This window comes from Polaribacter sp. P097 (genome assembly GCF_036864555.1).
In the GTDB taxonomy this organism is placed as follows: domain Bacteria; phylum Bacteroidota; class Bacteroidia; order Flavobacteriales; family Flavobacteriaceae; genus Polaribacter.
Window position 1 is genome coordinate 777,061 of the sequence record NZ_JAZETJ010000002.1, and the last position, 25,378, is coordinate 802,438.

Annotated in this window: 30 protein-coding genes and 2 tRNA genes; 29 read left to right on the top strand and 3 right to left on the bottom strand. The window is 30.0% G+C overall.

The window, feature by feature from the left end; translation table 11 throughout:
- Positions 1-27: 27 nt before the first annotated feature.
- The 6 genes from V7R38_RS10830 (at position 28) to folD (ending at position 4,792) form a co-directional block, all read left to right on the top strand.
- Positions 28-903 carry an alpha/beta hydrolase family protein gene (locus tag V7R38_RS10830; RefSeq protein WP_334058352.1) on the top strand — a complete coding sequence of 292 codons (876 nt, stop codon included), beginning with the start codon at positions 28-30 and terminating at the stop codon, positions 901-903.
- Positions 900-1,382 carry a peptide-methionine (R)-S-oxide reductase MsrB gene (msrB, locus tag V7R38_RS10835; protein ID WP_015480010.1) on the top strand — a complete coding sequence of 161 codons (483 nt, stop codon included), beginning with the start codon at positions 900-902 and terminating at the stop codon, positions 1,380-1,382. Before V7R38_RS10830 ends, msrB begins: the two co-directional genes overlap by 4 nt.
- Positions 1,383-1,521: 139 nt before the next feature.
- A complete protein-coding gene (locus V7R38_RS10840; protein WP_015480009.1) occupies positions 1,522-2,046 on the top strand; it encodes a DinB family protein in 525 nt (174 codons plus the stop codon).
- Positions 2,047-2,484, top strand: coding sequence for a hypothetical protein (locus tag V7R38_RS10845; RefSeq protein ID WP_334058355.1), 438 nt, complete (start codon positions 2,047-2,049; stop codon positions 2,482-2,484).
- 66 nt (positions 2,485-2,550) lie between these two features.
- Positions 2,551-3,879, top strand: a complete 1,329-nt coding sequence (gene ffh, locus V7R38_RS10850) for a signal recognition particle protein (protein WP_015480007.1) — start codon at positions 2,551-2,553, stop codon at positions 3,877-3,879.
- Between the two features lie 34 nt (positions 3,880-3,913).
- Positions 3,914-4,792, top strand: coding sequence for a bifunctional methylenetetrahydrofolate dehydrogenase/methenyltetrahydrofolate cyclohydrolase FolD (gene folD, locus V7R38_RS10855; RefSeq protein ID WP_015480006.1), 879 nt, complete (start codon positions 3,914-3,916; stop codon positions 4,790-4,792).
- A gap of 85 nt (positions 4,793-4,877) precedes the next feature.
- On the opposite strand, the gene V7R38_RS10860 is transcribed toward folD, so the two are convergent.
- Positions 4,878-5,795, bottom strand: coding sequence for an FKBP-type peptidyl-prolyl cis-trans isomerase (locus V7R38_RS10860; protein ID WP_334058358.1), 918 nt, complete (start codon positions 5,793-5,795; stop codon positions 4,878-4,880).
- Between the two features lie 79 nt (positions 5,796-5,874).
- Between V7R38_RS10860 and V7R38_RS10865 the strand changes: the two genes are divergently transcribed.
- Together V7R38_RS10865 and V7R38_RS10870 are read left to right on the top strand one after the other, a co-directional pair.
- The gene (locus V7R38_RS10865) at positions 5,875-6,249 is read left to right on the top strand and encodes an RNA-binding S4 domain-containing protein (protein ID WP_334058360.1); all 375 of its coding nucleotides are present in this window, start codon (positions 5,875-5,877) and stop codon (positions 6,247-6,249) included.
- Positions 6,249-6,752: a phosphoribosyltransferase domain-containing protein gene (locus tag V7R38_RS10870; RefSeq protein WP_334058362.1), complete on the top strand. Its 504-nt coding sequence runs from the start codon at positions 6,249-6,251 to the stop codon at positions 6,750-6,752. The genes V7R38_RS10865 and V7R38_RS10870 overlap by 1 nt, the downstream gene beginning before the upstream one ends.
- Here V7R38_RS10870 and V7R38_RS10875 read toward each other — a convergent pair.
- On the bottom strand, positions 6,744-7,265 hold the full coding sequence (locus tag V7R38_RS10875) for a shikimate kinase (protein ID WP_334058364.1): 522 nt from the start codon (positions 7,263-7,265) through the stop codon (positions 6,744-6,746). The two genes, V7R38_RS10870 and V7R38_RS10875, sit on opposite strands and share 9 nt — an antisense overlap.
- Positions 7,266-7,357: 92 nt before the next feature.
- Here V7R38_RS10875 and V7R38_RS10880 point away from each other — a divergent pair.
- The 3 genes from V7R38_RS10880 to V7R38_RS10890 all read left to right on the top strand — a co-directional run bounded on the left by V7R38_RS10880 (position 7,358) and on the right by V7R38_RS10890 (position 8,446).
- Positions 7,358-7,430: transfer RNA gene (locus V7R38_RS10880), tRNA-Lys, on the top strand.
- Between the two features lie 51 nt (positions 7,431-7,481).
- Positions 7,482-7,565 (top strand) — tRNA-Leu (locus V7R38_RS10885).
- Positions 7,566-7,639: 74 nt separating this feature from the next.
- Positions 7,640-8,446, top strand: coding sequence for a carboxypeptidase-like regulatory domain-containing protein (locus tag V7R38_RS10890; RefSeq protein WP_334058366.1), 807 nt, complete (start codon positions 7,640-7,642; stop codon positions 8,444-8,446).
- A gap of 268 nt (positions 8,447-8,714) precedes the next feature.
- Here V7R38_RS10890 and guaB read toward each other — a convergent pair whose 3' ends face one another.
- Positions 8,715-10,190, bottom strand: a complete 1,476-nt coding sequence (gene guaB / locus V7R38_RS10895) for an IMP dehydrogenase (protein ID WP_334058368.1) — start codon at positions 10,188-10,190, stop codon at positions 8,715-8,717.
- A gap of 226 nt (positions 10,191-10,416) precedes the next feature.
- Between guaB and V7R38_RS10900 the strand changes: the two genes are divergently transcribed.
- The 18 genes from V7R38_RS10900 (at position 10,417) to V7R38_RS10980 (ending at position 25,356) form a co-directional block, all read left to right on the top strand.
- A complete protein-coding gene (locus tag V7R38_RS10900; protein WP_334058370.1) occupies positions 10,417-12,648 on the top strand; it encodes a TonB-dependent receptor family protein in 2,232 nt (743 codons plus the stop codon).
- 287 nt (positions 12,649-12,935) lie between these two features.
- Positions 12,936-14,093, top strand: coding sequence for a site-specific tyrosine recombinase/integron integrase (xerA, locus tag V7R38_RS10905; RefSeq protein WP_334058372.1), 1,158 nt, complete (start codon positions 12,936-12,938; stop codon positions 14,091-14,093).
- Between the two features lie 79 nt (positions 14,094-14,172).
- The gene (locus V7R38_RS10910; RefSeq protein WP_015479997.1) at positions 14,173-14,406 is read left to right on the top strand and encodes a hypothetical protein; all 234 of its coding nucleotides are present in this window, start codon (positions 14,173-14,175) and stop codon (positions 14,404-14,406) included.
- 325 nt (positions 14,407-14,731) lie between these two features.
- On the top strand, positions 14,732-15,241 hold the full coding sequence (locus V7R38_RS10915; RefSeq protein ID WP_334058375.1) for a hypothetical protein: 510 nt from the start codon (positions 14,732-14,734) through the stop codon (positions 15,239-15,241).
- Positions 15,242-15,577: 336 nt separating this feature from the next.
- Complete coding sequence (locus V7R38_RS10920; protein ID WP_334058377.1) at positions 15,578-16,069, top strand: hypothetical protein; 492 nt, start codon at positions 15,578-15,580, stop codon at positions 16,067-16,069.
- A gap of 56 nt (positions 16,070-16,125) precedes the next feature.
- The gene (locus V7R38_RS10925) at positions 16,126-16,842 is read left to right on the top strand and encodes a hypothetical protein (RefSeq protein ID WP_334058378.1); all 717 of its coding nucleotides are present in this window, start codon (positions 16,126-16,128) and stop codon (positions 16,840-16,842) included.
- A gap of 234 nt (positions 16,843-17,076) precedes the next feature.
- Positions 17,077-17,730 (top strand): hypothetical protein, encoded by a 654-nt coding sequence (locus tag V7R38_RS10930; RefSeq protein WP_334058380.1) that lies wholly within the window; start codon positions 17,077-17,079, stop codon positions 17,728-17,730.
- Between the two features lie 289 nt (positions 17,731-18,019).
- Positions 18,020-18,706, top strand: a complete 687-nt coding sequence (locus tag V7R38_RS10935) for a hypothetical protein (RefSeq protein WP_334058381.1) — start codon at positions 18,020-18,022, stop codon at positions 18,704-18,706.
- Between the two features lie 171 nt (positions 18,707-18,877).
- Positions 18,878-19,672, top strand: coding sequence for a cation transporter (locus V7R38_RS10940; RefSeq protein ID WP_334058382.1), 795 nt, complete (start codon positions 18,878-18,880; stop codon positions 19,670-19,672).
- 164 nt (positions 19,673-19,836) lie between these two features.
- On the top strand, positions 19,837-20,478 hold the full coding sequence (locus tag V7R38_RS10945; RefSeq protein ID WP_334058383.1) for a hypothetical protein: 642 nt from the start codon (positions 19,837-19,839) through the stop codon (positions 20,476-20,478).
- 119 nt (positions 20,479-20,597) lie between these two features.
- Entirely contained in the window at positions 20,598-21,110 is a 513-nt protein-coding gene (locus V7R38_RS10950) for a hypothetical protein (protein WP_334058385.1), read from the top strand.
- A gap of 157 nt (positions 21,111-21,267) precedes the next feature.
- Positions 21,268-21,681, top strand: coding sequence for a hypothetical protein (locus V7R38_RS10955; protein ID WP_334058387.1), 414 nt, complete (start codon positions 21,268-21,270; stop codon positions 21,679-21,681).
- A gap of 49 nt (positions 21,682-21,730) precedes the next feature.
- On the top strand, positions 21,731-22,147 hold the full coding sequence (locus tag V7R38_RS10960) for a hypothetical protein (protein WP_334058389.1): 417 nt from the start codon (positions 21,731-21,733) through the stop codon (positions 22,145-22,147).
- Positions 22,148-22,300: 153 nt separating this feature from the next.
- Positions 22,301-22,786 carry a YdeI/OmpD-associated family protein gene (locus tag V7R38_RS10965; RefSeq protein WP_334058391.1) on the top strand — a complete coding sequence of 162 codons (486 nt, stop codon included), beginning with the start codon at positions 22,301-22,303 and terminating at the stop codon, positions 22,784-22,786.
- On the top strand, positions 22,747-22,875 hold the full coding sequence (locus V7R38_RS13150) for a YdeI/OmpD-associated family protein (protein ID WP_438825602.1): 129 nt from the start codon (positions 22,747-22,749) through the stop codon (positions 22,873-22,875). Before V7R38_RS10965 ends, V7R38_RS13150 begins: the two co-directional genes overlap by 40 nt.
- Positions 22,876-23,014: 139 nt before the next feature.
- Entirely contained in the window at positions 23,015-23,452 is a 438-nt protein-coding gene (locus tag V7R38_RS10970) for a cupin domain-containing protein (protein WP_334058393.1), read from the top strand.
- Positions 23,453-23,833: 381 nt separating this feature from the next.
- Positions 23,834-24,493, top strand: a complete 660-nt coding sequence (gene nfsB / locus V7R38_RS10975; protein ID WP_334058395.1) for an oxygen-insensitive NAD(P)H nitroreductase — start codon at positions 23,834-23,836, stop codon at positions 24,491-24,493.
- 11 nt (positions 24,494-24,504) lie between these two features.
- A complete protein-coding gene (locus tag V7R38_RS10980; RefSeq protein ID WP_334058397.1) occupies positions 24,505-25,356 on the top strand; it encodes a DUF4437 domain-containing protein in 852 nt (283 codons plus the stop codon).
- Positions 25,357-25,378 lie beyond the last annotated feature (22 nt).

Here is a 25,378-nt window from a genome sequence, read left to right on the forward strand (position 1 = left end):
AAAAGAACCTATTTGATTTTGTAATTCATGAAACAGTTTTTTAAACAACCAAAATTTTCATCTAATTTGGCCATTCCAAAGATTGTAAAGATTGGTATAAAATTCTTAAATGCAATATCTACTAGATTAACTCTTTTTGTTATAAGTAAGTTATTTGCAACTCCTATTCAATTTTCAAGGCCAGAAAGAGAATTAGGCATGTTAGCCAGTTCTCAAAAAAAGAAATTTTATTGTAAGGAAATCGATAAAACCATTCAAATTATTTCCTATGGTTTTTCAGATAAGAAAGTTTTGCTTGCTCATGGCTGGTCAGGTAGATCTACCCAACTTTTTATGATTGCCAATCATTTACTAGAACAAGGTTATATGGTAATTTCTTTTGATGCACCTGCACATGGTTCATCCTCAGGTAATTCAACAAACTTAATTGAATATATAGATTGCGTAAAGGGTATTCAAAAAGAATTTGGACCATTTGATGCTGCTATTGGACATTCTTTTGGAGGTATGGTTTTGATGAACGTACAAGCCGATTGTAATGCTTTTAAATGTTTAGTAACTATTGGTGCTGCAGACAAAGTATCAGATATATTTTATAACTTCATTAAAAACATAGGATTGAATACTTCGTTTGCTAATAAATTTATAGCGCTATTTGAGAAAAAATTAGGCATTCGTTTAGATGACAATTCAACAAGTATAACTGCAAAAAAAGTAAGTATTCCTTCTTTTATTGTTCATGATGTTTTAGATGGAGATGTAGCTGTAAGTTGTGCCATAAATATTCGTCAAAGTTTACAAAAGGGTGCACTTTTAATCACTAATGGATTAGGTCACACAAAAATTTTAAGGAATAACAATATATCATTAAGAATTGTAAAATTTATAAAAGAACACACATGAAAAAAATAGCAAGTTTATTTCTATTCGTTTTAATTATTAGTTGTGCAGGAAATGCGCAAGAATCAAAAAAGAAAGATAAAAAAACGTATAAAGTTGAAAAAACAAATGCTGAGTGGAAAAAACTTTTATCTCCTCAAGAATATTATGTTTTAAGAGAAGCAGGCACAGAAAGACCTTTCACAAGTCCTTTAAACAAGAACTACAAAGAGGGCACATTTGTATGTGCAGCATGTAAAACTCCTTTATACAAATCAGAACATAAGTTTGATTCTGGTACAGGTTGGCCTTCCTTTGATAGAGCAATAAAAGGCAATGTTGAGTTAGATGTAGATTATAAAATTGGTTATGCCAGAACAGAATTAAAGTGCAACACATGTGGTGGTCATTTAGGGCATTCTTTTGATGATGGCCCAGCTAAAACAACAGGAAAGCGTCATTGTATTAATGGAGTAGCTTTAAACTTTATACCAAAAGAATAAGGTTTTTGTACTTCACGAATTTTAAAACTCACTAGATATTTCTATCTAATGAGTTTTTTTTGAATTTAGAGATTGAAATTCTTGATCATAATGCTGAATCTAATTAATTTTCATACTTTTAGTAACTAATATTGGAAGGATGGATAAAGTTGACATTGCAGACTTGTTAGAACAGAAACATGCAGAACTTTTTGAGTGGTTAAAAGAACAACCAAGAGCGATCTGGATGGAAGCTCCAGAAGGTAAATGGACTGTTGGTCAGCATATTTTACATCTGGTAAATAGCATTCAATTATTGAACAATGCTTTAAGTTATCCGCGATTTTTCATTAAATATAAATTTGGTGTTGCCAATAGAGAAAGCAGAGATTACGAAACTGTAGCAAACAAATATCAAGAGAAGTTACTAGCCAATAAAGAAAGAGCTGCAAAATTTAATAAAGATTTAAAGACACCAAGCTTAAAACAAAGAGATCGTTTGTTAACTCGATATCAAATTCAGCAAAAGAAATTGCAATACAAAACCAAAAAAATTAGCGAAAAGAACTTAGACACCTTAATACTCCCTCATCCTCTAATGGGTAAAATGACTGTTAGAGAAATAATTATGTGGACAGCACATCACACAGAACACCATTTAGATTCCTTAAAATTATATTACTAGTTGAAAAAATTTATTACCAAACCCCATCTCTTCTTTTTTTATTTAATCCCAGTTTTTTTAATTCTTGGGTTTGTAAAACGAAATGTTCCTATTGATGTTAGTATTTCTTACATATATTATTTAATCAATGTAGATTTTTGGTGTTATGTTTCTGCAGTCTATTTTGGTTTAATTGGGTTAAATTATTTAGCATTAAACTGGGCAAATAAATCACCTCAAAATATATTAACTATTTTACATATTTTACTTCAAATAATTGCGCTTCTACCCTATTTGTACGCCATTTTTAATTTAGATGAAACAGGAAACTTACAAACGGAAACCCTCTTAGGTTTCGATTTAAACAGCTTGTTTCTAATCTCATTTTTTCTATTTCTTGTATCTATTTTCATTCATTTAATCAACTTTTTAGCTAGTCTTTTTTTAAAGAGAGATTAGGTTTTTAAATTTTTATAAGCGAACAGTAATTTGTAAATTTGTGTTTCCAAAAAACGAATACAAATTATGTTTAATAATTTAAGTGATAAATTAGATAAAGCCTTACACACCCTAAAAGGTCATGGCCAAATTACAGAAATTAATGTTGCAGAAACTTTAAAAGAAGTTAGAAGAGCATTATTAGATGCCGATGTTAACTTTAAAATAGCCAAAGAGTTTACAAAAAAAGTACAGACTGAAGCAATTGGGCAAGATGTATTAACTACATTAAACCCTGGACAGTTAATGGTAAAATTGGTTAAAGACGAACTAACCAAATTAATGGGTGGTGAAACTGTTGGTGTAAATTTAGGTGGTTCACCCACTGTAATTTTAATGTCTGGTTTACAAGGTTCTGGTAAAACTACGTTTTCAGGAAAATTAGCCAACTATTTAAAAACAAAAAAATCTAAACAAGTTTTACTTGTTGGTTGTGATGTTTATAGACCTGCAGCCATAAACCAATTACAAGTAGTTGGTGAACAAATTGGCGTTGAAGTTTATGCAGAAGTTGGCAACAATAATCCTGTTGAAATTTCTCAAAATGCAATTAAACACGCAAAAGCAAATGGAAAAAATGTTGTAATAATTGATACTGCAGGACGTTTGGCTGTAGATCAAGAAATGATGACAGAGATTTCTAACATTCATAAAGCAATTACACCTCAAGAAACCTTATTTGTTGTAGATTCTATGACTGGGCAAGATGCTGTTAACACTGCTAAAGCTTTTAACGATATCTTAAATTTTGATGGAGTTGTTTTAACCAAATTAGATGGTGATACTAGAGGTGGTGCTGCACTATCTATTAAATCTGTAGTAAATAAACCAATTAAATTTATTGGTACAGGTGAAAAGATGGAAGCTATTGATGTATTCTATCCAGACAGGATGGCTGATCGTATTTTGGGAATGGGAGATGTTATTTCTTTAGTAGAAAGAGCACAAGACCAATATGATGAAGAAGAGGCTAGAAAACTACAAAAGAAGATTGCTAAAAATCAGTTTGGCTTTGATGATTTCTTAAATCAGATTCAGCAAATCAAAAAGATGGGTAGCATGAAAGATTTGGTAGGTATGATTCCTGGTGCAGGTAAAGCCATGAAAGATGTAGATATAGACGATGATGCTTTTAAAGGAATTGAAGCAATTATACATTCTATGACTCCAAAAGAAAGAAGCACACCATCAACTATAAATGCGAGTAGAAAGAAAAGAATTGCAAAAGGTTCTGGTACATCTATTCAAGAAGTAAACCAGCTAATGAAGCAATTCAATCAAATGAGTAAAATGATGAAAATGATGCAAGGTGGTGGAGGCAAAAAAATGATGCAAATGATGCAAGGAATGCGTTAACAAATACAACAAAACAACACCAACAACACAACACATGATATTATTAGATGGCAAAAAAACTTCTGCAGATATTAAAGAAGAAATAGCCTTAGAAGTAACAGATTTAAAAGATAAAGGCCATAAAACACCTCATTTAGCTGCAATTATTGTAGGTAATGATGGTGCAAGTATAACCTATGTAAATGCAAAAGTAAAGGCTTGCGAACGTGTAGGTTTTGAATCTACTTTAATACGATTACCAGAAGATATTTCTGAAGAAGACTTATTAAATGAAATTGCGGTTCTTAATGTAGATAATGATATTGATGGGTTTATAGTACAACTACCATTACCAAAACATATAGATGAGCAAAAAGTTATTATGGCTGTTCATCCTGATAAAGATGTAGATGGTTTTCATCCAACAAATGTTGGTAAAATGGCTTTAAACTTGCCAACCTTTATTTCTGCTACTCCATTCGGAATTTTAGAATTGTTAGAAAGGTATAATGTAGAAACTTCAGGAAAACATGTAGTTGTTTTAGGAAGAAGTCATATTGTAGGTAGCCCTATGAGTATTCTATTATCGCAAAAAAGAAAAGTAGGTAACGCTACTGTTACTATGTGTCATAGTAGAACTAAAAACTTAAAAGAAATCACCTTACAGGCAGACATTATTATTGCAGCTATTGGTATACCAGAATTTGTTAAAGCAGATATGGTAAAAGATAATGTAACTGTAATTGATGTTGGAATTACTAGAATTGCAGATTCAAGTAAAAAAAGAGGATTTAGATTAATTGGTGATGTTGCTTTTGATGAAGTTGCTGAAAAGTCTGAATTTATTACTCCTGTTCCAGGTGGAGTTGGCCCAATGACTATTGCAATGTTATTAAAGAATACTTTATTGGCTTGTAAACGTAAAAGTAAATAAGCTTAATTAAAAAAGTACAAACATAAAAAAAGCGCTTTTCATCATCATGAAAAGCGCTTTTTTATTGGATTCAATTAGAAAAATTCTAATTAATGTCCGGATTTAAATAATCTGGTAAATCAGGGTTATTAGGATCACTAAAATCGTTAGTTGGGTCTCCATCATTGTTAGCATCTTCATCTATAGTAAAAACACCATCACCATCATCATCAACATCAAAATAGTTAGGAAAACCATCTTCATCTGTATCATCGTTAGTAACAATTCCATCTCCATCCACATCTTCAGTTATTGATGGTACACCATCATTGTCATGATCAGTATCTGGTACAATAGTTAATAAATCAAAATAGAACATTAAATTTGTATCTACCAGTGAATTTGTTTGATTGTTTACGTTAGATGATGGATAAGCCAAACCAGAAGGAATAAATAAAACACCTTTTGCCCCATTTAAATAGGTTACAGGCCCATTAAAAGGACCTCCATTTGCGTCTTTCTTTAGTTCACCTCCTTTTGCCTGTGTAAAACCATAAGACCAACCTCTAATTACGTTCACTAGGGTAAACCAAATACCGGAGATATTGCTGTCAAAGCTAGTTTCAGAAAAAGTAGTACCTCCCATTGTTCTTCCATCATATTTTACAAAAACAGAATCTACACTAGTTGGAAAACCTTTATCAGGATCTGCACCAGAATCACCTTGTCTTGCTATATAAACATATAACTTATAATCAATAGTGTTTTCTGTAATATCTAAAGTTCTTAAACTAGAAACATCGTTTATCATTGCTGTTTCACCATCTACTAAAGGCTTTACAGAATCTAAATCTTTATCATAATAATGGTTCTGCAAAAACTTTACAATAGAGTCGTTATCTGTTTTTGCAAGTTCTATATGGTTTACATCTGCAAACGGATTCACTAAAAAACCATCATCTCCACATGCATATATTAAAACTGATAGTACAAGAACTACAATTATATTTCTAAATTTTATCATTTATAGCTTAAATTTGAGCGCGCAATTTACCATTTTTATACCTTTGTAAAAAGACAAAACCTATATTTTAACTTTTTTTATGAGAATTGATAAATACTTATGGTGTATTCGACTTTTTAAGACAAGAAGTTTGGCTACAAATGCTTGTAAAAAAGGGCAAGTAAAGATTAATGATGCGAATATTAAACCCTCTAAAGAGGTGTTTGGTAATGAACTTATAAGAGTTCGAAAAAATCAAATCAATTATCAAATAAAAGTTTTAGATTTACCTGAGAGTAGAGTTGGTGCAAAATTGGTAGATCTGTATCGAAAAGACGTAACTCCTAAAGAAGAGTTTCAGAAAAATGAGTTATTAAAGTACTCAAAAGATTATTACCGTAAAAAAGGTACAGGCAGACCAACTAAAAAAGATAGAAGAGATATAGAAGGTTTTACAGATAATACTGAAGAATAATGACAACTGAGAGCAATATAATTTTAGACAACGTACAAATTAATCAAAAAATAAAGCGAATTGCATATCAAATTTTTGAAAGCAATAGTAATGAAACTGAAGTTATTATAGCAGGTATTATTGGTAATGGATATATTTTTGCAGAAAAATTAGTAGCTACACTAACCGAAATTTCTAATTTAAAGGTTACCATTTGTGAAGTTACTATCAATAAGAAAAAACCATTAGAACCAATTACAACTTCTTTAAAAGTAGAAGATTATAAAAATAAATCGCTAGTTTTAGTTGATGATGTTCTAAACTCAGGAACCACCTTAATATATGGTGTAAAGCATTTTTTAGACGTGCCTTTAAAGCGATTTAAAACTGCGGTTCTAGTAAACAGAAATCATAAAAAATACCCTGTAAAAGCAGATTTTAAAGGGGTATCTCTATCAACCTCTATTAAAGAACATATTCAAGTAGATTTTTCTGATCTCGAAGCTAAGGCTTATTTAATGTAGTAGCAACACACCTTCAATTTCTTTGGCAACTGCTTTCTTTGATTTTTGATCTATTTTAAAAATCATTTCTGCCTGTTCATAAAACGCCCTCCTTTCAAAAAGATGTTTCGCTACAAATTCTGGTATTTGTTCATCAGATAAAGAGGCAACCAAAGGTCTTTTTGCTTTCTTTTTAATTAATCTTTCCACCAAAGTTGGCACATTGCCCTGCAAGTAAATAGATGTTGCTGCACTGTTATTTATAAGATCCATATTATTTGCATAACAAGGAGTGCCCCCACCTAAAGCTAGAATAAAGTTTTTTTCGTTATCTAGAATTTCTCTTAAGTAAACATGTTCTATTTTTCTAAAATAAATTTCTCCTTTAGAGCTAAAAATTTCATCGATAGATGAATTTTCTTTTTCAATAATATAATCATCTAAATCTATAAAACTGATATTTAAAGATTTAGCCAATCTTTTACCAATACTAGATTTACCTGAAGCCATATAACCTAACAAGACAATTTTCATAATTTGTAATTTTCTACAAATATCGATAAAAATTTATGCTTTTTCTATTTCAATTTCAAAGATTGATAGTATATTTGCACCTGTTAATTTTTGACCTGGTAGCTCAGTTGGTAGAGCATCTCCCTTTTAAGGAGAGGGTCCTGGGTTCGAGCCCCAGCCCGGTCACAAGAGAAAAAGTTAAGCATTTGCTTAACTTTTTTGTTTTCCAAATACAAAGCGCACGTGGCGAAACTGGTAGACGCGCAGCCTTGAGGGGGCTGTAAACGTAAGTTTGTGGAAGTTCGAATCTTCTCGTGCGCACTTTTTGCCTCTTTTTTCTACTTCTTCACAAAATATTAACCTTTATACCGCGTTTAATACTTAATTTTGTTTTTATGCGAAAAATTATCTTTTTATTGAGTTTTGTATTCACGCTAAATGCATTTTCTCAAAATGACAGTATTCAAAAAACCATTCTTAAAGGTCAGATTATTCATGCTGATACCAATGATGCTTTAAGTGCTGCTCATGTATTAAATTTAAATACAGTACAAGGAACCATCACTAATGATAAAGGTTTTTTTGAATTACCTACAAGTGTTAATGATACAATTCTTGTTTCTTATCTTGGATTTTCATCTATAAAACTGAAAATAACTAATGATTTATTAAAAGGTAATGAGCTAGAGATTGCTTTGTACGAAAAGCCTCAAGAAATTAAGGAAGTTGTTATAAAGTCTACCAAATTAATAGGAGTTTTAGAAATTGATGTAAAACAAGTACCTAAAGATAGATTTACAAGAATTCATATAAATGGGTTAAGACAAACTTATGAGGTTGGTAAGCCACAGAAAAGAGACTTTTCTTCACCTTTAGCTGCCCTATTTCAACCAGTAGATTATTTGTACAATCTGTTTGGTAAAAAACCAAAACAACTTAAAAAGTTACAAAAGCTTAAAAAGGAAGATGATTTAAGAAAAATGTTATCTGGTAAGTTTGATAGAGAGGTTATGATGGAATACCTTGATATGGACAGACAAGAGTTGAGTGAATTGCTTACAGATTGTAACTACTCTGAATATTTTATTAGAAAAGCCTCTGACTTACAAATGATTGAAGCGGTTTTAGACTGTTATGAAAACTACAAAGCCTTGAAAAAAGGTAAGATAGAAAGAGATAAAATTCCCACTAAAAAGAACTAAAAAACTTAATTGAAAAGAGCCAGAAGCATTAAATGCCACTGACTCTTAACAAACTATTAAAAACTAACTAATATGATTGGTATATAAGGTGGTTGTGCTATAAAATTATAACTACAATTTAAACCGCTTATTGCAATCATTTATATGACGTTTTGTTTTAAAGTTTGTTACAAGAAATTTTTGGATTAACAGAATTTTAGCAATAAAAAAACTTTTCTTAATGAATACATCATCAAGAAAAGTTTTAAATATATCTAATTGAGTTAGCTTACCTCCTACTATAATTAGGTGCTTCTTTTGTAATAGCTACATCATGAGGATGGCTTTCATTAATTCCACTAGCTGTGATTCTTACAAATCTACCTGTTTCTTTTAACGTTTCTATATTTTTAGCTCCACAATATCCCATACCAGCTCGCAAACCACCTATAAATTGGTGAATACTCTCAAATAATTCGCCTTTATAAGGTACTCTACCTACAATACCTTCTGGTACTAATTTTTTAATATCATCTTCAACATCTTGGAAATATCTATCTTTAGAACCTTGTTTCATAGCTTCCACAGACCCCATACCTCTGTATGATTTGAATTTTCTTCCTTCGTAAATAATTGTTTCTCCTGGAGATTCTTTTGTACCAGCTAGCAATGAGCCTAACATTACACAATCTGCACCTGCAGCAATTGCTTTAGGAATATCACCTGTATAACGAATTCCACCATCTGCAATCACAGGAACACCACTGCCTTTTATAGCGTTTGCCACCTCTAAAACCGCAGAAAATTGAGGAAACCCAACTCCTGCCACAACTCTTGTTGTACAAATAGAACCAGGACCAATACCTACTTTTACAGCATCTGCACCAGCCTCTACTAAATATTTAGCTGCTTCTGCAGTTGCAATATTACCAACAACAACATCTAAATCAGGAAATTTATCCTTAACCGCTTTTAATACTTTAACCACTCCAGCTGTATGCCCATGAGCTGTATCTATAATTACAGCATCTACACCCGCTTTTACTAAAGCAGAAGCTCTATCTACAGCATCTGCAGTAACTCCTAAAGCAGCAGCTACTCTTAATCTACCAAAAGAATCTTTATTGGCAATTGGCTTTTGTGTAACTTTAGTAATATCTCTAAAGGTGATTAATCCTTTTAATTTATAATCTGCATCAACAATTAAAAGCTTCTCAATCTTATAGTTTTGCAAAATTTTCTCAGCATCTTTTAAAGACGTACCAACATCTGCAGTAACCAAGTTTTCACTGGTCATTACTTCTACTATAGGTCTTTTATTTTTATGCTCGAATCGTAAATCTCTGTTGGTAACTATACCTTTTAATGTACCTTCTTTATCAACAATAGGTATACCACCAATACTGTGTTCTTTCATGCTTAATTTTGCATCTAAAACAGTAGCATCCATTTGAAGTGTTACAGGATCTAGAATCATACCACTTTCTGCACGTTTTACTTTACGAACTTCTTGAGCTTGTTGCTCTGTAGTCATATTCTTATGTAAAACACCAATACCACCTTCTCTTGCTATGGCTATGGCCAAAGAAGATTCTGTTACAGTATCCATAGCAGCAGATACAATTGGTACATTAATAGTAATGTTTCTAGTAAATTTTGTTTGAATACTAACTTCTCTAGGTAAGACTTCTGAGAATGCTGGAACTAGAAGTACGTCATCATAAGTAAGACCTTCTCCTAAAATTTTGTTTTCGTGTGCGATCATGTGGCAATTAAGATATAATTGCGAGCAAATTTACGATATATAATGATTGTAAACTAATTTAATTTTATGCTTTATTCGTTTTCTTTTGATTCTCAGGCCTTTTCTCATCAATTTGAATAATTCTGATATTTTATTTTAATTTATTCTAAATAAGCTTTGGAAAAACTGTTATGAGGTTGTACATTTGCATCCGATTTAAAAACTATTTATACTTAATCTAAATAAAATGAAGAAGGTAGCAGTATTAATTTTATTACTTATCACGTTAACAATCAACGCTCAAGAAAAGAAAGCAGTAGCAAAGACTTTAGATTCTATTCAACAATTAGACGAAGTTATCATTTCTACTACTGCAATTTTTGGTAACAAATATGTAGCAAAAAACAGAACAGGTTCTGCTTATTATTTATCACCAAAAGAATTACAGAAATTTAGTTTTACAGATGTAAATAGAGCGTTAAGAACAGTACCTGGTGTTTCTATTTATGAAGAAGATGGTTTTGGTTTAAGACCAAATATTAGTTTAAGAGGTACCTCTCCAGAACGTAGTTCTAAAATTACAATTATGGAAGATGGTATTTTAATAGCACCTGCACCCTATAGTGCTTCTTCTGCCTATTATTTTCCTACAATTGCAAGAATGGAAGCTGTAGAAGTATTAAAAGGTAGTAGTCAAGTGCAATATGGACCATTTACAACTGGTGGAGCTATTAATATGATTTCATCTCAAATTCCGACTGAATTTGGAGGAAAAATTAGAGCGAGCTATGGTAGTTTTAACTCACAACAATTGCATGCAAAAGTGGGTGGAGGAAACAACACTTTTGGGTATATGGTAGAATATTTAAACTATGGTTCAGATGGATTTAAAACTTTACCAAGTGGAAAAGATACAGGTTTTGACAAGAATGATGTTGTTGCAAAATTCTCTGTAAATCTATTTCCTAATGCAAGCGTTAAACAATCTTTAGAGTTTAAATTTCAGTACTCAGATGAAGTAGGTAATGAAACGTATTTAGGATTAACGGAAGCAGATTTTAATGCCAATCCGTTTTCTAGGTATGCATCTTCTAATGAAGATAAAATGACCACAGATCATACTCAATATGCTATAACACATAAAGCTGATTTTTCGAATAATGTTCGTTTAACCACAACAGCTTATCGTAACAACTTTTCTAGAAATTGGTATAAATTAAACGATATTACTTTTAATGGCGATAAACAATCTATTGCAAACATTTTAGAAGCCCCTAATACACTATCAGATCATTTTGCTATTGTAAACGGAAGTGTAAATTCTGGAGCAGATGCCATTGGTGTTAAAGCAAATAACAGAGCATACTACTCACAAGGTATACAGTCAAAATTTGATTATCACTGGTATAATGGTGATGCTTTTCATGATATTGAATTTGGTGTTCGTTTTCATTATGATGAAGAAGATCGTTTTCAATGGGTAGACCAATATAGTATCTCTAATACTGGAGATTTAGCATTGACAACTGCAGGCATACCTGGTACAGATGCCAACAGAATATCTAGTGCAAATGCCTTTGCTTCTTTTATCACTTATAGATTAAAGTACAACAACTGGACATTTACCCCAGGTTTACGTTATGAAAACATCTCTTTAAAAAGACAAGATTATGGTAAAAGTGATGTTGATAGAACAGGTGTAAATTTATCTGAAAGAGAAAACAATGTAGACGTTTTTATACCTGGAATTGGTACTAACTATAAATTTAGTAATGACTTCTCAATTTTTGGAGGAATTCACAAAGGATTTTCACCTCCAGGAAATCAAGATGGTCAAAAGCCAGAAGAAAGTATTAACTATGAATTAGGAACTCGTTTTAATTTCTTGGGTATTTCTGGTGAAGTAGTTGGTTTCTTTAACGATTATTCTAATTTATTAGGAAGCGATTTGGCTGCAACAGGTGGTACAGGTTCCTTAGATCAATTTAATGCTGGTGAGGTTAATGTAAACGGATTAGAATTATTGGTAAACTATAATTTTGCAAAAGCAAATGCTGCCTTGTCTTTACCATTATCTTTTGGCTACACATATACAAATACCGAGTTTCAAAACAGTTTTGGTAGTTCTAATGATTTATGGGGTACAGTAACTGTAGGTGATGAATTGCCATACATACCAAAGCACCAGTTTAATGTTGGCTTTTCTTTAGAACACACCAAATTTGAATTAAACTTTAATGGACGTTTCAATGGGGAGTTTAGAACCTTAGCAGGATCTGGAGCCATTGCAGATTCAGAACGTGTAGATTCTAACTTCATTGTTGATGTATCAGGTAAGTACTATGTAACTAAAAACTTAAATTTAACTGCAAATATTATTAACTTGCTAGATGAAACTTATGCAGTTTCTAGAGTTCCTGCAGGCTTAAGACCTGGGCATCCTTTTGGAGCGTATGCAGGTTTAGAGTTTAGATTCTAAAAAATTTACAAGACATTTATATAAAACTCGATTAACAAATGTTGATCGAGTTTTTTTATTTCTAAAAACTATTCTTCAGCTCATTTTGAACTATATAAAATAGCTTTCAAAAATGAGCCCTGACGCAACTTTAATCGCATGCTGATGCAACTCAAATTGAATCAGGACACAATCAAAGTTACGTCCGCATGCAAATTAACACATTTTTAAATACTGAAAATCAAACTTTTAAAATCAATTAAATAATCATTTTTTTTCTTATATTTAGACTGCTAAAAAAAGAAAAATTGTCAAACTTACCCAAAGTAATACTTGTACATAAAACTCATCGAAAAGAATTAAAAATATTAATTCAGTTCGATTATCATCAGCAGCTTATCAATACATTAAAATGTACACCACATATTTATTGGAGTAAAAGTCTGGCCTGTTGGTATATTTCAGCAAGCCCAGAAAACTTAACTATTTTAGAAAACTTATTTAAAAACATTGCTGAATTAGACACCTCTAAGTTGTCTAAAAAACAATTGTTTACTCGTAATTTGAGCGAACCCGAAAAGAAACTCTTGAATGGATTTTATCTTTATATGAAAGGTAAAAGATACAGTGAAAGCACGCTTAAAACTTATACTTTTTTTATTGCAGATTTTATTAATTTTCATTCCAAGAAGGCTTGGAGCGATTTGGATAATAGAGATGTTGAACTTTTTATAGAAAAGGTGTTTATAGAACGTAATTACTCTGTAAGTTCTCAAAGACAATTTATTAGCGCTTTAAAAATCTTTACTACCTATTATCCATCAACTAAAATTAATGATATAGAATTAACCCGACCTAAAAAATCTAAGAAACTACCATCAGTGCTATCTCAAGAAGAAGTTTTACGCATTATAAGTGTAACAACAAATTTAAAGCATAGAGCAATTATAGCCCTACTCTATTCTTGTGGTTTACGAATTAGCGAGTTAATAAACTTAAAACTAAAAGACTTTCATTTAGAAAGAAAACAATTGATTGTTAAGAGTGGCAAAGGTAGAAAAGATAGGTATGTTAGTTTAGCCGAAAGTTTTATGCCTTTATTAAAGAATTACTACTTTTCTTATGAACCTAAAGAATTTTTTGTTGAGGGTATAAAAGGTGAAAAGTACAGTGCCAGCTCTGTTAGGGCTTTTTTAAAGAAAAGTTGTAAAAAAGCAGGAATTCATAGAGCTGTAACGCCTCATACTTTAAGGCATAGTTATGCTACCCATTTGTTAGAAAATGGTGTTGATATAAGATATATACAATCATTATTAGGGCATTCAAGGCCAGAAACGACAATGATTTACACGCATGTTAAAAGAAAAGATTTAATGCAAATACAGAATCCATTAGATGTTGCTTTACAAAAGGTAGCATCTTCAGATAATGATCATAAAAAAGTGACGTTATCCCGTAAAATTTAATGAAAAAAGAGTAATTTTATAAACATATAACTAGTTGCCATTCATTGGCGGAACGAAATAAAAAAGAAAAATTGTAAGAATGAAAAAAGGTTTAAAAATTATTTCTGACATTTCAATTATTTTATTCGGAATTTCTCTAATTGTAAGTAAGTTTAATGAATCACTTGAATGGAATAGTAGTGGTTTGAGAAATGTTCTTGTAATCATTTACTTAATTACAGGCTTATATTATTATAGAATGGAAATTAAAGACAAAAATAGAGAAATTGAAGAATTGAAATTAAAATTAAAAAAGACAAAAAATGAAATCTAACTGTTTTAATATCAACTCAGGAAGGAATTTATCAAAATGTGGAATTGCTCACTTTGTCGGAATTGAAAATAGAATGAAACAAAACACTCAATGAATTAACTATAAAACAGAAAATTAGAAAACTGAATTTGGAGGAATAATCACAACCTGAAAAAAAAACGAAATGGCAACACCGTTTATAAAAAATTGCTATTTTTAGCTTAATTTAAAATTGGTTGCTTTTTTGCGAACTTCTGAATTTCCGTTGGAAATTCCTCGTTCACAAAACCGCAACTTTTCATACACAAAAACGTTGGCTACAATATACCAATCACACTTTTGAAAAATGACTTTAAAACAAGCTATAAAAATTGACTTGCTATTATCTATTTGTAAACACAAAGAAGATAGAGTGCAAATAGTTACATTTAAACATCTTTCTAAAAAACTAAGTAATACATCTGAAAAGGAATTTTTAAGATTGATTGCTATAATTAGAAAAGAACAGTTAAAAATGGGAACTGAACTTATTAGAGGTAATTCATATAGTTTTAAATTTTTCGAGCCACAAATAACGGATTTAGAAAATTTGGGAGGTTTTAAAAACATATATTGGAAAAACATTAAAGAAATTTTGTTTAAATATTTATTTCCTATTGCAACTTTAGGTATTTTAATATGGTCTAATTTCATAAAAGAATCGGATTTAAAACCCAAAAAAGAAATCGAAAAAAGTACCAAACAAATAGAACCACCAATAAAGGACACAATACAAACCAAAAAAATAGATTTGAAAAACTTAAATGAGAAGGAGAATCGTGAACATAATTTGAGAACCACCACAATGGAAAATTAAATACTGTAGCCAACACCGTATAAAATGTATAGCTTTTTTTCTGTTTATTTGGAATATTTCTGTTCATTTCTTTGTCTGTTATTATTAATTAATTTTTATCTAATTTTACGCTACACATCTTATACAAATACGTTGGTAGCCATTTGACGAAAATATTGCGTTAAAATTAGATGTTCATAAAAAAGAAAAGTTGTAAATTGAAACAACAAGAGCCACTCACTTATAGAGATTTGAACATTTATAGTAAACAAAATAGTTGAATTGATTGGATACCACAAATGGGAATAATTCCCGAACCGATTTAACACAAGTTGGTTAATCATAAAATAAAAAGAAATGAAAAAATTAAAAATTTTAATCTTAACTTCTGTAGTTATGATTTCTTTTGGACTTTTAAATTCTTGTAGTGAGGAAGTTACTACATCAGAAAATTCAAATTTAATTGAATATAAAGAAAGTTTTAAACTTAATGCTACAAAGAGTCGCAAATCTTCAGTTAATTCAGTTTATAATGTAACTGTTTTATACAATGATAGTTTAGATGAGGTCGTTGATTATGAATTTAGCAACAACTTATATGAAGATTTAAATATTACGCGAGAAGAACTAGATCAATTCATTCAAAAAGAAATTTATGGTAATTTTGACAACAAAACAAGTAAAAAAGGAGATGATGGCCCACCTGATAATCATACAGGTTGTATTGAATGGTGTAAAGACAAATACACTGATAAAGAAGGGGATAAAATAAAAGGTAGAGGTGCTTGTAAGGCTAATTGCTGGGTTGACACAGTTATTAGGGCTGTTGATGCTATTCTTCCATTATAATTAAATATTTCTGGGATGTTTTGCCAAACATCCCAGAATTTAAATTTTGAAAATATATGAAAAAATCATTTTTATTACTTCTATTATTATTATTATTATTTAGTTGTCAAGGAGCTTTGTTGAGTGTAATATCTAAAGAATCTATTCAAAAAGATATTAAAGTTCTTGAAAATAAGAATTCTAGCAGTACAATAGTTTTTTTGCCAATGATACATATTGGTAAAAAAGATTACTATACAAGTATTGAAAAGGTAATAGATTCTTTGAGAAAAGATAAATACTCGATATATTATGAAAGTATTGCAATGTCTAAAGATATAGATAGTTTAGTTCAAAAGAATTATTATAAAAAATTGAGAAAATTTATTGGTTTTCATATAACTCTGGATAGAGATAATAAATCACTTCCTTCCTACACTAATAAAAAAAATTATATATATCAAGATTATTCTTTAATGGGGTTAAAAAGATATGATGAGATCTTGGATATTCCAATTAATGAACTTATAGATATATACGAGAAAAAATATGGATTAATAAAATTAACAGAATGTGATATTGAAACACCTTTAAACAAAAAATATAAATGCAAAACTGAATATAAAAATAAAAGCTTTACCATTACAAATGTCATACGGGATACATATATAACTAATAGCGTTTTAAAATTAAAAACAAAAAAAAACGTGCTGATTTATGGTAAACAACATTGGTATTTTATTTATCCAGAATTAATCAAAAACGGTTATGAATTAGTTAAAGGAAAAATATAAAAAACGGCTACCAACACCGTGTATAAAAAATTGCTATTTTTAGCTTAATTAAATTTAGTTGCTTTTTTGCAATCTTATATTTTCCTTCGGAAAATAACGATGGCACAAAATCGCAACTTTCCATAACACAAACACGTTGTACACCATTTGAGAAAAGCATTTTACATATCAATAATATTCGGATTTCTAATTAGCTGTAGGAATGATAAAACATTAGCTGAAATAGAAAACTACGTGAGCGAAATTGAGAATCGAAAAGATTTATCGGAATCGATTAATGAATTTAACATGGAGAATTTGGATGGCGAAATTGTAGGTGGAATATCAATCTATAAACTGACTGACAACAATGGAGAATTTTATAGAGTAATAGCAGAAGTTGGACAACCAAATCAGTCCCTAGCGAATTATGAATTTTACTTAAAAAAAGACAGTTTAACTTTTGCTAGAATTGTAAAATTTAATGAAACTGGAACTGATACGATTATAAATAGCGAATACTATTTTGACGGAAATGAATTAGTAAAACAAATCGACAAAGAGAAAGAAAAAATGGACACTCAGACTGTGAGGCAAATGTTTGAATTTTATCTTGATTATGGAGAAGAATCAACTGAATCTCAAAATGCTGATATTGATTCTACTTTACTATACGGAATTTGGGATTCAACGAAAGGTGGAGATGCAGATTTTCGAATTACCGAAAATGAGTTTTATTTAGTTGACTTTTTTGAACATTCCGAATATAAAATCAATGGAAATTTGATTAAAATCAGAGGAAGTGATTTTTATGAAAATGGAATGATTTTAAAAGCCTCTCAAGATTCTCTTAAAATCAAATGGATTGAATTAGATGTTGTTGTGGACTATTGGAAATTTAATAAGTAAAAAACGGTGTACAACACCGGATAAAATTAATTGCTAGTTTTAGCCAGTTTACGAAAGTCCTCACGGACTTTCTATCTGTGATTTATTTGCTAACTTTATTGCTTAAAACACGCAACTATTCTTATACAACAACGTTGTACAACATTAAAAAATGAAAACGAAAAACATACTTTTACTGACATTAGCATTAATTTGCTCAACTTCTATTATTCGTGCTCAAAGTGCGGAAGAAAGTCCAAAAATTAAGAAAACTATTCAGGCATCATACAGCGCAAAAAGGACTGCAGAAATGCCACGAGACTCTGTATTTACAAATGACCATCTCGAAAGATATGATGTTTATGATGATAATGAAAAAATAATTGAGTATGGTCAATATGATGGCAAAGGCAATATTTATGAAGTTACCAAAATTCAAAAAGACGAAAGTGGAAATCCAATAAAAGGAACAATCTTCGATTCAAAAGGGGACTTGAAAAAATATTATACTACAACAATTGACAATAACGGAAATGTTACAGAGTTTAAAAATTATAACACCGAAAATGAATTGGTTTATTTACAAAAAAATGAATATGATACAAACGGAAATGTAACATCAAGAATTGGAGGTAATCCTAAATCAGATAAAGTCTTTAAAACAGAATTAGAATATAATTCTAAAAATGAGATAATAAAAAAAATAAAATATAATTCAGATGGAACTGTAAAAGACACTAGAACTTACAAGTATGATGCAAATGGAAATGAAGTTGAATCCGAATTATTTAAATCTAATGGAGATTACACAAAATTTATTTCTACTTATGATAAGCGAAACAATATCTTAACACAATATTGGTACGATAAAGATGGAACACAAAAGCATTGGAATAATTGGGAATACAATTATGACAAACAAGGAAATTGGATAACTAAAAAAAGGTATTCGAAGGGTGAATTAGGTTTTGTATGGGAAAGAAAAATCGAATATTAAAAATAACGTTGTACAACACCGTGTATAATTAATTGCTTTGGTCTTTGCCTACTTGGAAAATTCCTTCGGAATTTTCTCGCGTTCGTTTTTGTTTACTAAATTAGTTGCTGAAACACGCAACTAACCATTCACAAAAACGTTGTAAGTAATGCCGAAAAACCCAGAAACCAAGTGAATAAAACAATATTTGAAATTACCAAAATGGACTGTCCTTCAGAAGAAAATCTTATCCGAATGAAATTGGACGGAATTTCAAGCATTGCGAATTTGGACTTTGATATTCCGAATCGAAAATTGACCGTTTTTCACAGCGGAGAAATTGACCAAATCGAAAAGTCCGTTATCGAATTGAATTTAGGTGGAAAAAAAATCTCAACGGAACAAACCGACCAAACGGAATTTAAAGAAAACGCAAACCAAAAAAAGCTACTTTGGTCTGTACTTGCAATCAATTTTGCTTTTTTCATTATCGAAATGACAACAGGAATTATCTCAAAATCAATGGGACTTGTTGCAGACAGTTTGGATATGCTTGCCGACAGTTTCGTGTACGGAATTAGTTTGTTTGCGGTTGGAGGAACTATAGTTAAGAAAAAGCGGATTGCAAAACTTGCTGGATATTTTCAAATAACACTTGCGATTATTGGATTTATGGAAGTTTTAAGAAGATTTTTTGGAGACGAGAAACTTCCCGATTTTTCGACAATGATTATCGTTTCGATATTTGCTCTTATCGCAAACGGAATTTGTCTTTACATTTTGCAAAAGTCAAAAAGCAAAGAAGAGGCTCATATGAAAGCGAGTATGATTTTTACATCAAATGACGTGATTATCAATTTAGGAGTAATAATTGCTGGAATTTTGGTAAATTGGTTGAGTTCGAGTAAACCTGATTTAATTATCGGAACAATCGTTTTTATTTTGGTAATTCAAGGAGCGTTTCGGATTTTGAAATTAAGTAAGTGAATGAAAAAAGCACTACTTACAACAACGTATATAATCCATTGCTAGTGAGAGCCTACTTACGAAAATCCTCGCGGATTTTCTATTCGGTTTTTATTTGCTAAATTACGTGCTAAACCACGCCACGTATCATATACAAAACCGTTGGTAAAAATCTGATAATCAAGATGAAAAGAATAATATTACTTTTCTTATTAATTTCTCTTAATAACTCTTTTGGACAAACGAAAGAGATTTATTTAAATGATGATTTAAAAAATATTTCTGAATCTGAATTCAATAAACCAAGCAAAGAATCCAACTACAATCTTAGGTTTGATTTGGATACTTTAATTGTGAATGTAAAAGTCTTAAGAGTCAAGAAAGGCAAAATACCTAAGCAAACATTTGATGCTATTAAAGCAAATTTATCTAAGTTTTCAGGAAATGAGATTATTAAAAATGGAATAATTGTAATTAATTATTTCCCTGGCCCTGACAGATGTAATTCAGGACCTGGAAGTTCCTATTTACGGGAAAAATATAGGAGATATCTTAAAAAAATAAGTCGGAATGAAAATGTTAGCCAATTTTTTGTTTATAAATCAATAGAAGGAACTAAAAAATATGGTCGAAAACTGGAATGGATAGTTGATAATGGAAATATTGTAGAGAAAACTTTTTTTCCAATACACTATAATTGTGGAAGTTTCGCTCTCATTGATGAAAACGGAAACTACTATTTGACAAAAGGGGAATATGACATTGAACAGATAATTAACCTACTTGAGAATAAGGAAAAAACTTTTGCCAACACCGTACAAAATTAATTGCTTGGTTTAAGCCTACTTACGAAAGTCCTCGCGGACTTTCTATTCGGTTTCTATTTGCTAAATTAGGTGTTTAAACCACGCAACAAACCATATACAATCACGTTGTAACCAATGCTATGAAAAAGATTGCTTCGATAACTTTAATTTTAATAATATTATTTTCTTGTTCGAACAAAACAGATAATGTCTGGAAAGAAAAATCAGAAGTTTTAGGAACTTGGATTAAGTTAGAAAGAGATGATAAAGGATATCTGATTTATGATTTTTGTGAAGGAAATAATAATTTTATTGGTATTACAAAAAATAATATCATTTACAATTTAAGCCAAGAAAGTCCAGATACTTTAAAAATTGATTTTATTAAAATCTTAAAAACAAAAAATGAAATTGAATTTTCAGGTTCTCACGAATTTTATTCAATTAAGTCAATTTTGAAAATTATTGATTCAAAAAATAATTTGTACTTATTGAAATGGGAATTACAACCTAAAAGTAGTTCGGAGAAATTAAGGAAAGGGAAAATGATGATTACTAGAAAAGATCATGAAAAATATTTTAGATTTATTGACAATCCCTGTGATAATGTAAAAATTCCTGAAAAAGAATTTCTTCCAGTCGAATATGAGTAATATGAAAAAATCACAGGTTATAAAAACGTATAAAAATAATTGCGGTTTAGTGCTTAATCAAAGGTCGTTGCGTCTTTGTAACGTCTGATTTTCCTTCGGAAAATCCTCGCATACAAACACGCAACTATTCTTATAGATAAACGTTACCAAAAAACGAATGAAAATATTTCTATTATTCTTTACAACTATAATAATGAACTGTTCTGCTCAACAAGGCAAATACGATTTAATACTAAAGAAATTAGATAAAAATCATCAATTTAAACTTGATTCTGGTGAATTTATGCTTGAAACTGAACTTGAATATACAATGAAATTAGATAGTTTAATGAAAGTTATATACAACGACCTAATTGTTGTTAAAAAAACTAACGTAAAAAATATAGAAATTGAACAAAATAAATGGATTAAACAGTTTGACATACAAATCAAAAATATCTGGAAACCACTAAATGAATCCATGAATGAAATAGGCTTTATTTCAAATGATGAAAAAATGTTTGTTTATAATAAAAAATCTGAATTAATTCGAATAAGAATTCTGGAATTAATTAATAAGTTTAACAAATAAAAAAACTAAATATAACAAAGTTGTGTTAAATTAAAAAAAAGGCAAGAAAATGAAAAACGTATTCGCGACTATAATTACTATTTTGGTCTTTACTTCTTGTAATGATTCTAGGAAACTAAAAGATTTAGAAAGTAGAATTTCTAATATTGAAAATCAAAATAAAATACTATCAGACAGTTTAAAGTCTTTGAATGCTGAATTTCTAAAACCTTTTAAAACTTATGAAAAAATAGTATTGTTTGAATTTAAAAACTCATCGAATGAAATAATTTCAGATTATGAGTTTTTAATAAAAGATTATCCTAATTCTTTTTGGAAACACGAAGCAAAAAAAAGGATTGAAAATATTGAAAAAAGAAAAAAATATTGGACTGAAAAAGATGGATGGAAATTACCAAAAAAACCTAAGAAAACTCAATTGATTAAAATAATTGAACCAATGGCAATAAGTTGTCCAGGATGCTAAAAAACTACACACAACAACGTGTATAAAAAATTGCTAGTTCTAGTCTACTTAAGAAAGTCCATACGAACTTTTTATATACAATTAATTTGTTAACTTTAAAACAAAATCAATCTATAAAATAATAAATATTTAAGTTTTTAAACAAATTCCAAAATGATAGCAACTGACAAATTTGAGAAGATTGAAATTGAATCTTCAGAAGATCTAAGAAATTGGTTGACTCAAAATTATTTGAATACCAACAGTTTTTGGTTGATAACATTCAAGAAAAGCGAACCAAAATATGTATCAAGATGGGATGTTTTAGACGAATTACTTTGCTTTGGATGGATAGATTGTATTAGAAGAAAACTAGATGATAAAAGAACAATGCAACTAATTTCTAGGCGAAAAGTAGAACATTGGGCAAAGTCATATAAAGAAAGAGTTGAAAAACTAATTGACGAAGATAAAATGCACGAATCAGGGTTAAAATCAATTGCAGATTCGAAATTAAATGGTATGTGGAATTTTATGGATGACGTTGATAATTTGATCATACCAAAAGATTTAAAAATGGCGCTAATGCAAAAACTGAGGCATTTGATTTTTTTAATACAATTAATGATTCAAGTAAAAGGTTTGTTTTACGTTGGCTGAAAATAGCAAAGACAGAAAAAACAAGACAAAAAAGGATAAATCAGCTTGTTGAACTATCAGCTAAAGGTCAAAAATTAAAAGGTAGTTAAACCAAATCCGTTTACAATAGTTGTTTTAAGGGATCATTTATCCTACTAGAGTTTAAATATTACTACTGATAATGACTTAATGCTTTTTCAAAAATAAAATGCTATACCATTTTATCTGATTTACTAGAACAATAAAACTATGAAAAGAATACCAAAAATAGTATCAACCGAAAACCAATCTAACAGCTTTTTAGGCGGATTAAGAAATGTAATACTAAATTCTAAAGAAACTGATGGAGACGTTTATCTTGTAGAAGGAATAATGCCAAAAGGAAGTAGTGTTCCACTTCATATTCATGAGTTAGAAGATGAAATATTTCACGTGTTAGAAGGTAAGGTTGAATTAGTTATAGGAGAAAAGACAATTCAAGGAAAAAAAGGTGATATCATCTATTTGCCACGTGGAATTCAACATGGAATTAAAACACTTGGAAGTGAAACTGTAAGAGTTTTGAATTATGTTATTCCTGGAAAAAACTTTGAAGAATTCTTTACTAAAATGAATGAAATTGGATTGGATTCTAGTGTAGAAGAAAAGGCAAAAATTGGCAATGAGCATAAAATTAAATTCTTGTAACAAAAAAACTTATTGTATTAAAACACCTTTAGCTCTTAAAATAAAAGCATTCATTTGATGTATTGATCAAACGTATTTAAGTTTTACAAAATCCTTTAGAGTACCTTTAGTTAGTTCTACTTTCGAACTTTAACCTTTTTAATATCAACCTATCTTACCCTAAAGATTAAAATTATAACCTCAGCTTTCCACTTCATATTTACAATCTGAAAAGATAAATTTGAACAACTAAGAAGTATATTTTCTTAAAAATTATGCATTATTGATTCATTTATTTTCATTACTTAAATACTATCATTTTTGACCGTTCTTGGAAATACAATATACTATACTTACTTTTGTCACTATAAAAATGTTAGCTTAATTTTAAAACAATATAATATGAATTTAAAAGCAACACTAAACTGGAGATACACTACCAAAGAATTTGATCCAAATAAAAAAATATCTGAATCAGAGATGAAGGAAGTAAAAAACTTATTAAGAATGAGTCCTTCAAGTGTAAACCTTCAACCTTGGCATTTTATAATTGCTGAAACAAAAGAAGGTAAAGAACGAGTGGCAAAAGGGACACAAGGCTTCTTTCATTTTAATGAGCCTAAAATATTAAATGCATCAGCAGTTGTAGTTTTTTGTTCTAAAGTTGATGCTGATGAAAACTATTATCAACATATTGCAGATACAGAAGATGAAAGCGGAAGATTTCCTAATGAAGATGTTAAGAACGGTTTTTTAGGTGCTGTAAAAGCATTTGCAGGAATTCATAAATATGACTTGAAAGATCTAAATCATTGGATGGAAAAGCAAGTTTATTTAAATATAGGTAGCTTTTTATTAGGAGTGGCCTCTCTAGGAATTGATGCTACACCAATGGAAGGTATAGATGTAAAAGCGTTAGACGAGGAATTTGGTTTAAGAGAAAAGGGTTATACATCTTTAGTTGCAGTTTCTATAGGTTATAGAGCTATATCTGATTTCAATTCTACCGAAAAAACACCAAAATCAAGGTTATCAGAAAATGAGATAATAACCCTAATCTAATTGAGATAATAATGAGAAAGTCAATCTTATACTTATGTCTAATTGTAAGTTTACTATTTTCTTGTAATGAATCAAAAGAAAATGTAGGCGAAAATATTAAGACTAAAATTATAGAAAACCCAACAAATAAAGTTGGCTTAAGTTCTGATATTATTTGGGAACAAATGAATCCAGCAAGAGGTGATAAAAGTCCTTTAGCTGGCACCATTTGGGGTAATAGAAAAGCAGAGGTTCCAACTGGATATATTGGGAAATTTAAAGACGGTTTTTCATCTCCACCCCATATTCACAATGTAACGTATCGTGCAATTGTAATGAATGGATTAATACATAATGATGACCCTAAGGCAGAAAACATGTGGATGCCTGTTGGCTCATTTTGGACGCAACCTGCTGGAGAACCTCATATTACTTCTGCAAAAGGAGAAGAAACTATGGCTTATATTGAAATTGACAACGGACCTTATTTAGTAAAACCAGTAACTGAAGCTTTTAATAATGGAGAACGTCCAATTAATATAGATGCTTCTAATATTGTTTGGCTAGATCATTCTCAAACAAATTGGATTTCAACTAACAATCAGGCCAGAATTAGTTTTTTATGGAAAAACTCAAATGATATTCGTGCCCTTTTTGTAAAGTTACCTAAAAATTTTAAAGGTGACATTTACAGTAAAGGAACTATTCTTTATGGAGTAATTATAACAGGAAATATTGATTATAAAATGCCTAAAGCAAATTCTATGACAAATCTAGATCATGGAAGTTACTTTGAATCTACAGGGAATAGCATTCACCAAATTTCAACGAAAGAAGAAGCATTAATTTACATTAGAACTAATAACGTAATTGAAATAAAGTAAATCCAGTTTACATCAATTAAAG

Coding starts and splice junctions, on each gene's coding strand:
- V7R38_RS10830 (WP_334058352.1), top strand. CDS start 28: ATGAAACAGTTTTTTAAACAACCAAAATTTTCATCTAATTTGGCCATT.
- msrB (WP_015480010.1), top strand. CDS start 900: ATGAAAAAAATAGCAAGTTTATTTCTATTCGTTTTAATTATTAGTTGT.
- V7R38_RS10840 (WP_015480009.1), top strand. CDS start 1,522: ATGGATAAAGTTGACATTGCAGACTTGTTAGAACAGAAACATGCAGAA.
- ffh (WP_015480007.1), top strand. CDS start 2,551: ATGTTTAATAATTTAAGTGATAAATTAGATAAAGCCTTACACACCCTA.
- folD (WP_015480006.1), top strand. CDS start 3,914: ATGATATTATTAGATGGCAAAAAAACTTCTGCAGATATTAAAGAAGAA.
- V7R38_RS10860 (WP_334058358.1), bottom strand. CDS start 5,795: ATGATAAAATTTAGAAATATAATTGTAGTTCTTGTACTATCAGTTTTA.
- V7R38_RS10865 (WP_334058360.1), top strand. CDS start 5,875: ATGAGAATTGATAAATACTTATGGTGTATTCGACTTTTTAAGACAAGA.
- V7R38_RS10870 (WP_334058362.1), top strand. CDS start 6,249: ATGACAACTGAGAGCAATATAATTTTAGACAACGTACAAATTAATCAA.
- V7R38_RS10875 (WP_334058364.1), bottom strand. CDS start 7,265: ATGAAAATTGTCTTGTTAGGTTATATGGCTTCAGGTAAATCTAGTATT.
- V7R38_RS10890 (WP_334058366.1), top strand. CDS start 7,640: ATGCGAAAAATTATCTTTTTATTGAGTTTTGTATTCACGCTAAATGCA.
- guaB (WP_334058368.1), bottom strand. CDS start 10,190: ATGATCGCACACGAAAACAAAATTTTAGGAGAAGGTCTTACTTATGAT.
- V7R38_RS10900 (WP_334058370.1), top strand. CDS start 10,417: ATGAAGAAGGTAGCAGTATTAATTTTATTACTTATCACGTTAACAATC.
- V7R38_RS10910 (WP_015479997.1), top strand. CDS start 14,173: ATGAAAAAAGGTTTAAAAATTATTTCTGACATTTCAATTATTTTATTC.
- V7R38_RS10915 (WP_334058375.1), top strand. CDS start 14,732: ATGACTTTAAAACAAGCTATAAAAATTGACTTGCTATTATCTATTTGT.
- V7R38_RS10920 (WP_334058377.1), top strand. CDS start 15,578: ATGAAAAAATTAAAAATTTTAATCTTAACTTCTGTAGTTATGATTTCT.
- V7R38_RS10925 (WP_334058378.1), top strand. CDS start 16,126: ATGAAAAAATCATTTTTATTACTTCTATTATTATTATTATTATTTAGT.
- V7R38_RS10935 (WP_334058381.1), top strand. CDS start 18,020: ATGCCACGAGACTCTGTATTTACAAATGACCATCTCGAAAGATATGAT.
- V7R38_RS10945 (WP_334058383.1), top strand. CDS start 19,837: ATGAAAAGAATAATATTACTTTTCTTATTAATTTCTCTTAATAACTCT.
- V7R38_RS10950 (WP_334058385.1), top strand. CDS start 20,598: ATGAAAAAGATTGCTTCGATAACTTTAATTTTAATAATATTATTTTCT.
- V7R38_RS10955 (WP_334058387.1), top strand. CDS start 21,268: ATGAAAATATTTCTATTATTCTTTACAACTATAATAATGAACTGTTCT.
- V7R38_RS10960 (WP_334058389.1), top strand. CDS start 21,731: ATGAAAAACGTATTCGCGACTATAATTACTATTTTGGTCTTTACTTCT.
- V7R38_RS10965 (WP_334058391.1), top strand. CDS start 22,301: ATGATAGCAACTGACAAATTTGAGAAGATTGAAATTGAATCTTCAGAA.
- V7R38_RS10970 (WP_334058393.1), top strand. CDS start 23,015: ATGAAAAGAATACCAAAAATAGTATCAACCGAAAACCAATCTAACAGC.
- nfsB (WP_334058395.1), top strand. CDS start 23,834: ATGAATTTAAAAGCAACACTAAACTGGAGATACACTACCAAAGAATTT.
- V7R38_RS10980 (WP_334058397.1), top strand. CDS start 24,505: ATGAGAAAGTCAATCTTATACTTATGTCTAATTGTAAGTTTACTATTT.